This is a genomic window from Candidatus Woesearchaeota archaeon, assembly GCA_020854775.1.
Classification (GTDB): Archaea; Nanobdellota; Nanobdellia; order Woesearchaeales; family 21-14-0-10-32-9; genus 21-14-0-10-32-9.
The window spans coordinates 22,246-35,695 of the sequence record JAHKLZ010000009.1; the positions used below are offsets into that span (position 1 = coordinate 22,246).

Sequence of the window (13,450 nt, forward strand, 5' to 3'; positions counted from 1 at the left end):
ATTCTTAGAAAAACACGTCTTGACTGATTGAATCGTTTTCTCATTTTCTATTTTTTATTTTGGTTATCCGCATTCTTTATAAATCGTGTTTTCTTTCTGTTTTGTATTAAGTTAGTTTTGGTGATAAAATGAATCCTTTTGAGAACGCGATGAATCAATTGAACATAGCAACAAAGAAAGCAAATATTTCTGGCTTTGATATTTTAAAATTTCCTAAGAGAATAATTCAAGTTTCTTTTCCTTTGAAAATGGATAATGGTTTGATTAAAGTTGTTGAAGCTTATCGTGTTCAGTATAATAATGCGTTAGGTCCTTTTAAAGGCGGAATAAGGTTTCATCCTCATGTTGATTTGGATGAAGTTAAAGCTCTTAGTTTCTGGATGGCTATTAAGAATGCTGTTGTTGGTGTTCCTTATGGTGGTGGTAAAGGAGGCGTCACCATTAATCCTAAAGAATTATCTAAGCGAGAATTAGAAGAAGTTAGTCGTGGTTTCGTTAAGGCTATGCATGAATTCATTGGTCCTGACAAGGACGTTCCTGCGCCTGATGTTTATACATCTCCTGAAGTTATGGCTTGGATGCTTGATGAATATGAATCTATCAAAGGTTATAAAGCTCCTGGTGTGATTACAGGTAAGCCTTTAGAGCTTGGAGGTAGTAAGGCTCGTAATTATTCTACGGCTATGGGTGGTGTTTACGTTCTTGAGGAGGCAGTTAAGCTTTTTAATATTGGTAAAACAGTAGTTATTCAGGGCTTTGGCAATGCTGGTTCTCATGTTGCTCGTTTATTGTTTGATCGCGGCTACAAAATAATTGGTGTAAGCGATTCTAAGTCTGCTCTTTATTTTGAGGAGGGTTTTGATGTTCCTAGTTTAATTAGTCATAAATCAAGTACTGGTTCTTTGAAGGGATTCAAACAAGGTAAGGAATTGTCTAATGCTGATTTATTAGAGTTGGAAACTGAAATTTTAATTCCTTCTGCTTTAGAAAATCAAATAACTAAAGATAACGCGTCTAGAATAAAAGCTAAATTAGTTGCTGAACTCGCTAATGGTCCTACTACTGGTGATGCTGATTTGGTTCTTGATAAAAATAAAGTTATTGTTATTCCTGATGTTTTATTTAATGCGGGAGGGGTGGCTGTTAGTTATTTTGAGTGGGTTCAGAATCTTTCTGGTTTTTATTGGTCTGAAGAAGAAGTTCTTGAAAAATTAGAAAAAAAGATGAAGCAAGCATTTAAAGAATTAGTTGATGAATCTAAGAATAATAATTTATCTTTAAGAGAAGCTGCTTTTGCTTTAGCGGTTAGAAGAATTCTTAAGGCTGAAGAACTTAGAGGTCATAAATAATTTTTAGTTAGGAATCATTTTTTTTAATGATTCGTAAGCTTTGAATACTGCTTCGTTAGAATTATATTCTCGACCCATTATTTTGTGTGCTATTTTTTCTCTTAGTTCAAAATATGTTTTTGATGCAGGATTCATTCTTGGTAATTTTATTTTTTTTGCATCTTTTCCCAGGCTTTGCAAATATAACTCTGCGTGTGCTTCGTATATTTCTGGTTTTGAATTTAATCTTGATAGTTGTAATGCGAATAATCCATTTATTAAGCAATCTATTTCTGTAGTGGTTTTGTTTTGTTTTAGTTTAAATGATGAATCTAGTGCTAGCACTTGTCCTGTTTTTGTCGATTTTATGAAATTACTTGGGTGAGGATCTGTGTGTAGTATGTTTGGATTATTTTGTTCTAGCGCTATCATTCTTATTTTTTGATATAGATTTATCATTTCTTGTAGTGTTTCAGGTTTGTATTCTTTTCCTATGAGTTCATGAAAAGTTTTTGATGGTACATAGTCTGATATTAGTTCTGTGTTGGTTATGCTTATTATTACAGGGGTGGGTATGTTATTTGTTATCCACAGTTTATTGGTTAAATACTCTTTTTCTAATATTTCTCTTGTTGTTTCTTCTGTTTCTTTGTATTGTTCTTTTATTAAATTTTTAGGATTGGCTATTAGTAAGTGTTGTAAGAATTTTTTCTCTATTATTGTTAATTTTTCTTTTATTATTCTCGCAGTTTTTCTTATTTCTTTTTGTTTTAGCAAATAATTTTTTACAAATACAATTTCTCCGTTCAGATTTTTAATTATGAAAGGATCTTTTTCTGAGTTAAGGCTTATTTGCGTGGTTATTTCCATTTTTTTTATTACGGAGAGAAAAACCAATATATAAAATCATCTATTTTAACTACTAAATAATGATTATTTTGTTTGTTTTGTTTTGTTTTCAAAAAACAAGTTTTTAGTATTCAAACCATACAACTTAAGAATCTGAGTTGAAGAATTATTAGAAGTTTTTTCAATAGGATGATTCAACAATTTTAAAACATTTAAAATTTCATCACTCGTTCCTTCCACTTCCAAATATGGTTTTGCTCCAGGATACTCATCTATTTCAACCTTAACATTTTCTTTTGTATAAGTACTTCTCTTTTTCTCTCTAGCAGACATACACTTATAACCAAGAGAAAACAAAATATCTTCAGCTTTATCAAAAGAATCCACTATAACTTCTTTTTCCTCTCTCATTTTCAAAAAAGAATGATTCTCACTCTTATCTTTAAAAGTTAATTCAACTTTATCATATGCTTTTCTAAGCCTTAATAATTGTTTATTCTTTTTCAAATACTTATCCTCTGAATCAAATGTTTTTTCAAGAATTAAGCCTTCCCACAATTTTTTAAATCCTAATTTAACCAATTTTTTCTTTTCTTCTTCAGGATTTATTTCCAAAACTTTTATTTCAACTTCTTTCATAATTAAAGAAATGAGTCTTGTTATAAAAGTTTTATTATGATATGAAAAGAATTATAAACTCTTAATGATAATCTTTGTTTTATGTTCGTAGACTTAGTTAATTCAGAAGATGTTTTAAAAGCTGTACAAGCTAAAGGACCCGCAATACCTATGGATATTCGTAAATTCTTAGGCAAAGGAGATAGTATAACGATAGGTGCTGCACTTTCATCTTTATCCTCTAAAGGATTAGTTAAATGCACTAACGTAAAAATGGGTGGAAGTCCTTTTTATTATGTTAGAGGTCAAGAAAACAAATTGGAATCTCTAAGCAATTACTTGAATGAAAAAGACAAAAGAACTTTTGAAGAAATAAGAAGCTCCAAAGTGTTAAAAGATTCTGTTCAAGAACCTTTAATAAGAGTTTCTTTAAGAAACATTCCTGATTTTGCTAAGAAAATAGAATTAACTAATAATGATGAAAAAGTTCTTTTTTGGCGTTGGTACATGATTAGTGAAGAAGAAGCTATCTCTATTATTAAAGGAGGTTCTCAAAGACAACAAGTTGTTGAGCCTAGTCAAGAAGTGATTGTTTCTGGCTCTGTTTATGAAGAAAGATTTATTAGTGAAGAACCTCAGGCAAATGAAGTAATCGAAGTACAAGAAAAAGAAGTTGAACAAGTAACGACGCGTATTGAAGAAAAAATACCTGAATCCAAAGAAGTTAGCTCTGAACCTGTTAAAGTCGTTCCTAAAAAAGAATCTGAAACACAAAGAACTGTTTCTGAGGACGTTGAGGATTTTGATGATTCTTTCTTTAAAAAGATTAAGAAATTCTTTGAGGATAATAATATTTATTTAAAGAATGCTAATTTAATAAGAAAAGGATCTGAGTATGATTTAATCATTTCTATGAAGACACCTTTTGGTGAAACTGATTATTTTTGTAAAGCCAAATCTAAGAAGAAATGTAATGAAGGGGATTTAAGTTCTGCTTATCTTCAAGGTCAAAACAAGAGATTGCCAACAGTGTTTTTGACGACTGGGGAAATAACTAAGAAAGCTAAACAAAAAGCTCACGATGAATATAAAGGCTTATTGATAAAAGAATTATGATTCGGAGATTTTTCGAATAATTCTTGAAAAAATTTATAAATGATTCTTGTTCCTTTGCTAGTCATGGTAACAAAAACACTTTCTAACTAAAACTTTACTTGTTGGAAAACTATTCTTTTTTTTGTTTCCGGTTTTCAAAATTTTTTTATACTCACACAGTCATAAGAGTTGATATTCATGGCTTTAAAAAGAAAAAGAAATAATAAATCAAAAGAGAAACCAATTGATTTCAAATTCAATCTGGCTTTGTACTGGGACTTCATAAAGAAGTACAAAATGATAATATTAGTTATATTGTTGTTAATATTCTTTTTTCAAGTATTTCACGTAACTGAGCGGTACTTATTTAAGTTATTAATGGATAAAGGCGCTGAGTACTTATCTAACGTGTTACCTAGAGAAGAATTCGTAACTGCTTTAATAATAATAGCAGTCGTATTTTTATCTTTACTAATTATTCAAGTAATTTTTAGGTGGATATGGCTTAGTTTAATTAACAAGTTTGAGTCCTCGGCTATGCTGGATTTAAAGAAAAGAATGTTTGATCACGTAATTCATTTAGATCACGAATTTCATGTTTCTAACAAAACTGGCTCGATGATTTCAAAGCTTATCAGAGGATCTGGCGCGGTAGAGCGTTTATCAGACGTGTTTTTGTTTAACTTCGCACCTTTGTTATTTCAAGTAATAGTAGTTAGTGGTAGCATATTTTTGTTTGATTCATTATCTGCTTTAGTAGTGCTTGTAACTATAGGGTTATTCATAGGTTATAGTTTTTACATTAATAGAATGCAACAATCAGCGAATATGCGTGCTAATGATGCTGAAGATGAAGAAAAAGCAGTTATTAGTGATTACTTAATGAATATTGAAAGCATTAAGTATTTTGGCAAAGAGCAATTTGTTAAGAGAAACTACATGAAGTATGGTTTAGCTACTAAGCGAGCTATGCTTACGCATTGGAATTATTTTCGTGCTTTAAGCGCAGGTCACACATTCATATTAGGTCTGGGCGTGTTTTTCCTTATGTATTTTCCAATACAAAAATTGTTAGCTCATGAAATGACTGTTGGCACGCTCATATTTATTTACACGTCTTTTGGAGTAATGATGGGTCATTTATTTGGATTTGATCATGGTCTTCGTGGTTTTTATAGATCCATGGCTGACTTTGAGTCTTTGTTCAAATATTACAAAGCTAAAAAAACTGTTTTGGATAAACATGAGGCTAAGTGTTTAAAAATAACTAAAGGAAGTATTAAGTTTGAGAATGTGTTTTTTCGTTACAAGAAAAAATATGTTTTAAAAGACTTTAATTTAGAGATTAAACCTATGACTCGTGTTGCTTTAGTTGGTCCTTCAGGGTCTGGTAAAAGCACTCTCGTTAAAGCTCTGTATCGTTTGTACGATGTTAGTAAGGGAAGAATATTGATTGATGATAAAGATATTAATGATGTTAAACAAGAATCTTTAAGGTCTGAATTATCTATTGTTCCTCAAGAAGCGGTGTTATTTGATGATTCATTGTACAACAACATATCTTTTAGTAGAATGAATGCTTCAAGAAAAGAGGTTATGAGGGCTATGAAGTTTGCTCAGCTTGATAAAGTGGTTGCTAATTTTCCTGAAAAAGAAAATACTATTGTTGGTGAACGCGGCGTTAAGCTTTCAGGTGGTGAAAAACAACGTGTTAGTATGGCGAGAGCTATTCTCGCAAACAAGAAAATTCTTGTTTTAGATGAAGCAACGAGCGCGTTGGATTCGAACACAGAATTCGAGATTCAGAAAGATTTGGAGAAGCTTTTGAGAGGTAGAACATCTATTGTGATTGCTCATCGTTTATCTACGATTATGAAGGCTGATGTAATCATAGTTATGGATAAAGGAAGCATTGTTCAAAAAGGTACGCATCAAGAATTAATAGAACAGGAAGGCTTGTACAAAAAATTATGGAGTTTACAAAAAGGTGGTTACATCAAATAATTTTTTTTATTTTTTTTTATTTAATATAATTCTTAATAGTGCAAAAACAAGGAATGCTAATCCGAACCACACGTGTAAGTGTGTGAATAAAGGATATTTCACAGGCACGTCTTTAACGTAACTTACAAACAAAGGAATAGTTGTAATGATTGTTATTCCTAAAGAAATAATAGTAGCCAATTTCAGTTTTTTTTCTAATTTCTTATTCATTTAATCACCTTTTTATAAATTAAACTCTTCTATGAATCCTTTAATGTGTTTATATTTTTCTAAATAATCAAACCCATTATTTGTTAGTGTTAAGTATTTTTTCTTTTTTTTATCAACAATTTCTTTAACTAAATTTTTATCTTTTAATTCTTTTAAGTAATCGTTAAAACTTCGTGTTGAAAGATTGGAATATCTAAGTAGAGGTGTTGGCTTTATAGAGTTTTGATTATTTCTTATGATTTTTAGTATGTCATAGATTATTTCTAATCGATCTCTTTTTCTTTCTACTTTGTCCATTTTAATATCCTGTAAATAAAATATACTAATAACAAAATCGAGGCTATTTGTAGTATTAATTTCGCTTCAAATCCTAATAATCTGCGTGTATGAAAAATGATTAAATTAAAAATCCAGAACAACGAAATAAGAGGGTAAACAAATCTTATTCTTTTCTTTGTATTAATTAATAAAAGCGTAGTCATTAAACTTAATTGTATCAACAAAAAATAAATCAAAGGATAACGAAGATAAAAAATACTTATAGTTATTAACGCAAGAACATTAACAAGTATAACAAAAGTTGTATGATTTATTTTTTTCCAAACAGAACTATAAATAAGATATCCTATGGCTAAAGTGCTAAAATAAGTTACTAATATTAAGGATGCGAATGAAAGAAAACGTCCAGGAACGTGTAAATTTGTATTAAAAATTATTAATCTCATAACATAAAATAAAAATCTAGAAATATATGCAAACGCGAAAAACAAAAATGCGACTCTAAAATATTTAATTCCGTTATGTTTAGTTAAATCGAATAAATGTTTTGTTTTGTAAAATATGAATAAAAACAAAGCTGTAACAATGATTGCGTATATGAGTTCTGAGCCGAATCTTAAAGGGTTAAAAAAGTGAAATGCTTGAACAGGAGGCATAGGGGGTAAGTATTGAAGTGTAACATTAACAGGATCCATAAATCATCACTCTTTTTATGACTATTTAAATATTTATAAAAAAAGTGGACTTTGAGTACATTATTCGTGTCTTAATGCATCTACTGGTTTTAATCTTGATGCTTTATATGCGGGTATTATTCCTGAGATTATTCCTACTATTGTTGAAACAATTAAAGCAATAATTATTGCTTCTGTCGATATAATGATTTCTCCACTCATGAATCTTATTTCACTTGTTAGTGCGGGCAAAAGGTTAGAGAGAATCATTCCGAAAAATACGCCTAGTATTCCTCCGATTAATCCTATTATCGCGGAATTAAGAACGAATATTAATAAGATATCTTTGTTTTTTGCGCCTATTGCTTTCATTATTCCTATTTCTTTAGTTTTTTCTAAAACAGATGTATACATAGTATTTGCGATTCCTACAGCTCCAACTATTAAAGATACTGCGGCTATTGCTAATAAAAAAGTTTGTATGGCTTGCATCATTTCATTTCTTGTTTCCTGTGTTTGTATGTTTGAAACAATGTTAAAATCTTTGTTGTTTTCTGTGACCATTCTTGAAATCATTAATTTTTCTTCTGCTTCTTTTGTTGTTTCATTTATTTTGTTTACATCCTTAACCTTCATGATTATCGTGTCGTATTCTCCTCTTGTTTTATCATCTAAAACTTCGTAGCTCATCTGTAAAGGCATGTAAATATTAGTTGTTGTATCATCAAGTATGCCTACGATTCTAAAAGAACGACCAGAAATTGTTAACATGTTGTTTATTCTTAGAGGTTCATCAAAATAAGTATTTGCTAATTTTCCCCCTATGACTATTACGTTGCTATCCGCGGAATCTAGTAATCTTCCTTCTTTTACTTTTAAATTAGTTATTCTGTTCCAAGTTGTTTGATCCACGCCTGTGAGTGTGACGCTACCTGTTTTTCCTAAATGCTCTATTCTAACACTTCCTCTAATATTTGTGTCTATAAGTTCTATTCCTAGAACTGTTCTAAGTGCTTGAACATCTTTATTATCAAGTACGGGGCTATCTGAAGTATTAGTTGTTGTAACAGCAGTTCGTCCTCCGCCTCCACCACCTGTATTCCCTGTATTAGTTCCTGTTGTTGGTTGTCTAATCATTATGTTTCCTATTGCTCTTTGTGTTCCTGCAGTTAATGTAAGAATATCTGCGCCTAAATCATCTAGTTGTCTAGTTACTGTTTGTTCCATTCCACTACCTAATGACATTATGGCTACTACCGCGCCTACACCTATTACTATTCCTAGAATGGTTAACCAACTTCTTATCTTACTATGAATAACCATTTCGAAAGCATTTTTCAAACATTTTTTTAACTTCATCTTTAACCTTATTATATTTTGAAATAATTTTTCAAAGTTAATTTATCGTTTATTCTTTTCTTTTTTTTATAATCATAGTAAAAGAATAAACACGCTAGTAAAAATCCTATTAGTAAATACCAAGCATATTTGCTAAAAAAACTTTGATTTCCTTGCGAAGTCCTAGTAGTTGTATTAGTCGTCGTTCTAGTCGTAGGTATTGTTTGAGTAGAACTCATAACTATTGATTGTTCAACGCTTTCTCTTGAACCTTTAGTATCTGTGTATTCTATTAACAGTTTTAAAGTGTTGCTTTGACTTCTTGTTTCAACAATTCCTTCAGGAGAATTAATTATTTGATTGTTTCCTCCTTTGCTTCCTGGTTGTCTATTTGTTATTATTTCTTCTTCTTTACTGAACGTTTCTTCAGCAGTTTTTGTTTCACTAGTTATTGACGCTTGTTGAATATTGAAGTTAGCCACAGTGTAATCTCCTGGATTAAGATTACCTATGATTCTAGAAGTTGGTCCTGTTACAATCCAACCTTGTTGTTGTGGAATTGTTACAGATACTGAACGAGCAGGATTACTTCCTATATTTGCTACAGTAAAAACTACTTGAGTCGTTGTTACTTCATTTAAAGAAACATAAAAATCAGTTTCGCCTCCAACGTATATGCCTGCGAAGGTATTCAGTTCTCTCTCGCCTAGAAGCAAATCAGAGAATTTAAGATTTAAACTTAACTCGTATAATCCTGCAACGGCTCCACTATCTGCCATCACGTCATAACTCAAATCTATACTTTCTCCTATACCTATAGTTCTTATGTTTCTTGTATTATCTCCACCTATGGGTAAAATGATTTTATCATCATTAATCCAACTAAAAACAACATCGTTAATAGGTGCATTTCCTAAATTATTTATTGTAAAAGTTAAAGTTTCTTGTCTTCCTGGAACTAAATGTGTTTTATCTATGTAAATAATTTCCGCGACTTCCTTACTAGAAACATCTATTTTTACAGCTGTTTGATGAATCACATTAGAATATTCTTCGTGTATCAAAAATTTTAAATCATATGTTTTTGCAGGCGCATTTTTATCAACCAGTAAATCAAACTTTATGATTTTCATATCATTACTAGAGCCTTGATATCCTTTTATTATACCTACTTCTTTAACAGAATCACCTATAATTGAAAAAGGATAACTATCAAGAAATTCTAAAATCACAGGGTTAGAATCTTTTGCACCAAGATTTTGCACGCCTAGTCTAACTTCTACTATTTCTCCGTTTCTAGCAGGGTCGGGATCGTGATTAATCAAACTAACTCTGATTAAAGTTGAGTCACTTGCTAAAACATTGTTTGGTACAATTAAAAAAGTTAAAATAAAAATAAAAAATATTGTGTTGATTTTTTTTAATTCATTCATTTTTTTTTACCTCGCATAATTTTTATTAATAATTTGACCGTCTTTTAATTCTATTACGGTATTCGCATATTTTGCTAATTCTAAGTCGTGTGTTATTAGAATAATTGTTTTATTTTCTTCTCGCCATAGTTTACTTAGTAATTGTATAAGTTCTTTTCCTGTTTTACTATCAAGTGCGCCTGTTGGTTCGTCTGCTAGAATAATTTCAGGGTTAGTAACTAGGCTTCTAGCAACAGATACTCTTTGTTGTTGTCCGCCTGAGAGTTGTGTTGGTTTATGATGCATTTTATCACCTAAGCCTAATTCGTTTAGTATTTTTTTGGCTTGCGCGTCTGCTAGTTTTTCATCCCATTCAAGAAACTCTAATGGTAGGACCACGTTTTCAAAAGCAGTCATAGATGGAACTAAGTTGTATTGTTGAAAAATAAAACCTATAACTTTTCCTCTAAGCTCTGCAAGATTTGACTCTGATAGTTCATTAATATTTTTGTCTTTAAGAAAAATACTGCCTTTGCTAGGCGTATCTAAGCAACCTATGAGGTTCATCATTGTTGATTTTCCACTTCCGGATGCGCCTATTATTGCTACGAAATCACCTTTTTTTATTTCTACACTAACATCTCTAAGAGCTACGACTTCGAATTCGCCCATCTTATAGATTTTACTGACATTTTCTAATTTAATCAAAGATTCAGTTTTATTTTTTACTTTAACCACGATATCTAAAAATGAATATTTTATTTATAAAAAAAGTGGACTAGAGGTGTATATTTTTAATTCTTCTTGTTTAAATAGTGTTGTGTTTTTATGAGTGTTGAAAACATTTGGAGGTAAATAATATGAAAAGTAAAAAAACTGGTTTGTTTTTTTCCTTGATGGTTGTTGCTGTTTTGTCTTTGGCGATAATGGTGACTGCGCATAAAGGAAATTTCGAAGAAAGAGGCTTCGAATATAGTGAAGAAAGGTGTGATGAAATGATGGGTGCTTTTAATGAGCTTGATTATGAAGCGTGGAAAGAACTTATGACTATGAATGGGAGAAGTTCTCGTGTTTTATCTGTTGTTAACGAAGACAATTTTCATTTGTTTGTTGAAGCTCATGAAGCTAAGAAATCTGGTGATTATGAGTTAGCTAAACAAATTAGAGAAGAACTTGGCTTATTTGATGGTGAAAAATCTATGAATGGGGCTGGTTTCGGTAAATCTAATGGTTTTGGCGAAATGAAGGGTCAGGGTCGTGGTGTTCACGGCGTTCAGCAGTTTAAGAACAAAAAATAATTTTTTTTCTTTTTTTTTTCTCCGAAAACTTCTTAAACCCTTTTCTTTTTCTTTTTTTTTGTTAAAATGGCAAAAGATGAAGATGTTGATTTGAGTGATGATAAACAGTTTTTGTTAGAGCTTGATAGGCTTAATTGTATTGGTTGTGGTGCTTGCGTCGCTGTTTCTCCTGATTTCTTTGAGTTGGGTGATGATGGTAAAGTGAACATCCTTGAGGGTTCTGAAAGGCAGGATGCTTGGTATGAGAAGAAGATTTCTAAGCAAGACTTTAAGGTTAATGTTGAGGCCGCTGAGTCTTGTCCTGTGTCTGTTATTCATATTAAGTCTTTGAAGGATGATAAGAAGATAATATGAATTAATGGTGACCATTAGCACAAGTTTTTTAAAACTTCTTTAATTACTATTATTCATGAATGTTAAGAGCGTAGAAGAAAAAATATTGAAATCTTTAAAAAACAATAAAGAATTGAACATTTTAGAGATATCTTCTTCTTTGAAAATGGACAGGCACACAGTTGCTAAATACTTAGAAATTCTTAGAACTAGGGGCTTAGTTAATTTTTCTACTAAGGGAAAATCAAAGATTTGGTCTTTATCAGATAATCCTTTTAAAGAATTATTAGGGGTTAATGACTTTATTTCAAGTCAGGTTTTACGTGTTCTTAGTAATTTAGATTATGATGTTAGTATTCAATCAAGGAACTATGATGTTATTTGGCATAATTCTAAGAGCTTAGAAGGTAAATGTTACGAGGTTTTTCAAGCTAAAAAAGTTCCTTGTAAGAATTGTCCGTCTAAAAAAGTTTTTAGTACTGGTCAAGCTCATAAAGAAGTAGTTGTTCGTAACGGTGAAAAAAAATTAATGATTTCTGAACCTATAAAGAATGATCGTGGTGAAGTTATAGCTGTGGTTGAATTAGTTAAAAATTTTGGGGGTGACGCGTCTTGATTAAAGAAGGTGAATCCCGAGAGTTATATGATAAACCTGATATTCATAAGCATAAATTCACAACGGGTGTAGGGATTTCAGAAGAAGTAGTTAGACAGATTTCTTCTTACAAGAATGAGCCTGATTGGATGCTTCAGAAAAGGCTTGATTCTTTTAAATTATTTGAGGATATGCCTTCTCCTAATTGGGGTCCGAGTCTTGAAAAATTAGATTTGAATAAGATTTGTTATTTTGCTGTTCCTGATGCTGAACATAATTCTGATTCTTGGGATAAAGTTCCTGATGAAATAAAGAAGACATTTGATAGATTAGGTATTCCTGATTCTGAGCGTAAAGCTCTTGCGGGCGCGGGTGCTCAGTATGATAGTCAAGTTGTTTATCATAATCTTAAAGAGGATCTTAGAAAAAAAGGTGTTATTTTTGAGGATATGGATGTTGCTGTAAAAAAATATCCTGACTTAGTCAAGAAATATTTTATGAATCGTTGTGTAAGTCCTTCTTTGCATAAGTTCGCTGCGCTTCATGGCGCGGTTTGGTCAGGTGGTACTTTCATTTATGTTCCTAAAAATGTTAAATTGGATTTACCTTTGCAAGCTTATTTTCGTATGAATTTTGAGGGTGCGGGTCAATTTGAGCATACTTTGATAGTGATTGATGAGGGCGCGGAAGCTCATTACATTGAGGGTTGTTCTGCTCCTTTGTATAATAGTAGTTCTATTCATGTTGGTTGCGTAGAAGTATTTGTTGAAAAGAATGCTAGGATGCGTTATTCTTCTGTTGAGAATTGGTCTAAAAATACTTATAACTTAAATACGAAGAGAGCTTTAGCAGAGGAAAACAGTTTAATGGAATGGGTTTCTGGTAATCTTGGTTCTGGGGTTACTATGCTTTACCCTGCTACTCTTCTTTTGGGTAAAAATAGTAAGGCGAATCATGTGTCTATTGCTTATGCGGGTAAAGGTCAGAATCAGGATACTGGTGCTAAAGTGTATCATTTAGCGCCTAATACTAAGAGCACGGTTAAAGCTAAAAGTTTAAGCAAGGATGGAGGTATAACTAGTTATCGTGGTTTAATAAAGATTCCTAAAGGTTCAATTAATTCAACTTGTTCTGTGACTTGTGACGCGTTAATGTTTGATAACAAAAGTGAAAGTAATACTTATCCTGTTATGTTGATTGATGAAGAAGAATCTGATACTGTTCACGAAGCGAGAATTGGTAGGATAAGCGAAGAACAATTATTTTATTTAATGAGTAGAGGCTTGGAAGAAGAAGAGGCTCTTCAAATAATCGTTGCTGGTTTCATTGAGCCTTTGTTAAAAGAATTGCCTTTGGAGTACGCTGTTGAAATGAATAGATTAATAGAAATGGAATTTGAAAATAGTTTAGGTTAAAA

General features: G+C 31.4%; 14 protein-coding genes. 7 read left to right on the forward strand and 7 right to left on the reverse strand.

Features of this window, described 5'->3' with window-relative positions:
* Positions 1-128 precede the first annotated feature (128 nt).
* Positions 129-1,349: a Glu/Leu/Phe/Val dehydrogenase gene (locus KO361_02820; protein MCC7574500.1), complete on the forward strand. Its 1,221-nt coding sequence runs from the start codon at positions 129-131 to the stop codon at positions 1,347-1,349.
* A gap of 3 nt (positions 1,350-1,352) precedes the next feature.
* Here the strand turns inward: KO361_02820 and KO361_02825 are convergent, their stop codons facing one another.
* Both KO361_02825 and KO361_02830 read right to left on the reverse strand, forming a co-directional pair.
* Positions 1,353-2,198 (reverse strand): hypothetical protein, encoded by an 846-nt coding sequence (locus KO361_02825; GenBank protein ID MCC7574501.1) that lies wholly within the window; start codon positions 2,196-2,198, stop codon positions 1,353-1,355.
* 63 nt (positions 2,199-2,261) lie between these two features.
* Positions 2,262-2,816 (reverse strand): class IV adenylate cyclase, encoded by a 555-nt coding sequence (locus tag KO361_02830; GenBank protein ID MCC7574502.1) that lies wholly within the window; start codon positions 2,814-2,816, stop codon positions 2,262-2,264.
* A gap of 81 nt (positions 2,817-2,897) precedes the next feature.
* Here KO361_02830 and KO361_02835 point away from each other — a divergent pair, with 81 nt between their 5' ends.
* Both KO361_02835 and KO361_02840 read left to right on the forward strand, forming a co-directional pair.
* Positions 2,898-3,911, forward strand: a complete 1,014-nt coding sequence (locus tag KO361_02835) for a hypothetical protein (protein ID MCC7574503.1) — start codon at positions 2,898-2,900, stop codon at positions 3,909-3,911.
* Positions 3,912-4,088: 177 nt separating this feature from the next.
* Positions 4,089-5,894: an ABC transporter ATP-binding protein/permease gene (locus KO361_02840; GenBank protein ID MCC7574504.1), complete on the forward strand. Its 1,806-nt coding sequence runs from the start codon at positions 4,089-4,091 to the stop codon at positions 5,892-5,894.
* A 6-nt stretch (positions 5,895-5,900) separates the two neighbouring features.
* Here KO361_02840 and KO361_02845 read toward each other — a convergent pair whose 3' ends face one another.
* The 5 genes from KO361_02845 to KO361_02865 form a co-directional block, all read right to left on the reverse strand.
* On the reverse strand, positions 5,901-6,104 hold the full coding sequence (locus tag KO361_02845) for a hypothetical protein (GenBank protein MCC7574505.1): 204 nt from the start codon (positions 6,102-6,104) through the stop codon (positions 5,901-5,903).
* A gap of 12 nt (positions 6,105-6,116) precedes the next feature.
* Positions 6,117-6,401, reverse strand: a complete 285-nt coding sequence (locus tag KO361_02850; GenBank protein ID MCC7574506.1) for a hypothetical protein — start codon at positions 6,399-6,401, stop codon at positions 6,117-6,119.
* A gap of 737 nt (positions 6,402-7,138) precedes the next feature.
* Complete coding sequence (locus KO361_02855) at positions 7,139-8,416, reverse strand: ABC transporter permease (GenBank protein ID MCC7574507.1); 1,278 nt, start codon at positions 8,414-8,416, stop codon at positions 7,139-7,141.
* Between the two features lie 11 nt (positions 8,417-8,427).
* Complete coding sequence (locus tag KO361_02860; protein MCC7574508.1) at positions 8,428-9,828, reverse strand: COG1361 S-layer family protein; 1,401 nt, start codon at positions 9,826-9,828, stop codon at positions 8,428-8,430.
* A gap of 6 nt (positions 9,829-9,834) precedes the next feature.
* Complete coding sequence (locus tag KO361_02865; protein ID MCC7574509.1) at positions 9,835-10,479, reverse strand: ABC transporter ATP-binding protein; 645 nt, start codon at positions 10,477-10,479, stop codon at positions 9,835-9,837.
* A gap of 188 nt (positions 10,480-10,667) precedes the next feature.
* On the opposite strand from KO361_02865, the gene KO361_02870 reads away from it, so the two are divergent.
* The 4 genes from KO361_02870 to sufB all read left to right on the forward strand — a co-directional run bounded on the left by KO361_02870 (position 10,668) and on the right by sufB (position 13,448).
* Complete coding sequence (locus tag KO361_02870; GenBank protein MCC7574510.1) at positions 10,668-11,105, forward strand: hypothetical protein; 438 nt, start codon at positions 10,668-10,670, stop codon at positions 11,103-11,105.
* A gap of 66 nt (positions 11,106-11,171) precedes the next feature.
* Positions 11,172-11,459 (forward strand): ferredoxin, encoded by a 288-nt coding sequence (locus tag KO361_02875; protein MCC7574511.1) that lies wholly within the window; start codon positions 11,172-11,174, stop codon positions 11,457-11,459.
* A 55-nt stretch (positions 11,460-11,514) separates the two neighbouring features.
* Positions 11,515-12,054, forward strand: coding sequence for a helix-turn-helix domain-containing protein (locus KO361_02880; GenBank protein MCC7574512.1), 540 nt, complete (start codon positions 11,515-11,517; stop codon positions 12,052-12,054).
* Positions 12,054-13,448: a Fe-S cluster assembly protein SufB gene (sufB, locus tag KO361_02885; GenBank protein MCC7574513.1), complete on the forward strand. Its 1,395-nt coding sequence runs from the start codon at positions 12,054-12,056 to the stop codon at positions 13,446-13,448. Before KO361_02880 ends, sufB begins: the two co-directional genes overlap by 1 nt.
* Positions 13,449-13,450: the final 2 nt, after the last annotated feature.

Excerpts from the sequence above, each read along its gene's own strand:
- KO361_02820 (MCC7574500.1), top strand. The coding sequence starts at position 129 with ATGAATCCTTTTGAGAACGCGATGAATCAATTGAACATAGCAACAAAG.
- KO361_02825 (MCC7574501.1), bottom strand. The coding sequence starts at position 2,198 with ATGGAAATAACCACGCAAATAAGCCTTAACTCAGAAAAAGATCCTTTC.
- KO361_02830 (MCC7574502.1), bottom strand. The coding sequence starts at position 2,816 with ATGAAAGAAGTTGAAATAAAAGTTTTGGAAATAAATCCTGAAGAAGAA.
- KO361_02835 (MCC7574503.1), top strand. The coding sequence starts at position 2,898 with ATGTTCGTAGACTTAGTTAATTCAGAAGATGTTTTAAAAGCTGTACAA.
- KO361_02840 (MCC7574504.1), top strand. The coding sequence starts at position 4,089 with ATGGCTTTAAAAAGAAAAAGAAATAATAAATCAAAAGAGAAACCAATT.
- KO361_02845 (MCC7574505.1), bottom strand. The coding sequence starts at position 6,104 with ATGAATAAGAAATTAGAAAAAAAACTGAAATTGGCTACTATTATTTCT.
- KO361_02850 (MCC7574506.1), bottom strand. The coding sequence starts at position 6,401 with ATGGACAAAGTAGAAAGAAAAAGAGATCGATTAGAAATAATCTATGAC.
- KO361_02855 (MCC7574507.1), bottom strand. The coding sequence starts at position 8,416 with ATGAAGTTAAAAAAATGTTTGAAAAATGCTTTCGAAATGGTTATTCAT.
- KO361_02860 (MCC7574508.1), bottom strand. The coding sequence starts at position 9,828 with ATGAATGAATTAAAAAAAATCAACACAATATTTTTTATTTTTATTTTA.
- KO361_02865 (MCC7574509.1), bottom strand. The coding sequence starts at position 10,479 with ATGGGCGAATTCGAAGTCGTAGCTCTTAGAGATGTTAGTGTAGAAATA.
- KO361_02870 (MCC7574510.1), top strand. The coding sequence starts at position 10,668 with ATGAAAAGTAAAAAAACTGGTTTGTTTTTTTCCTTGATGGTTGTTGCT.
- KO361_02875 (MCC7574511.1), top strand. The coding sequence starts at position 11,172 with ATGGCAAAAGATGAAGATGTTGATTTGAGTGATGATAAACAGTTTTTG.
- KO361_02880 (MCC7574512.1), top strand. The coding sequence starts at position 11,515 with ATGAATGTTAAGAGCGTAGAAGAAAAAATATTGAAATCTTTAAAAAAC.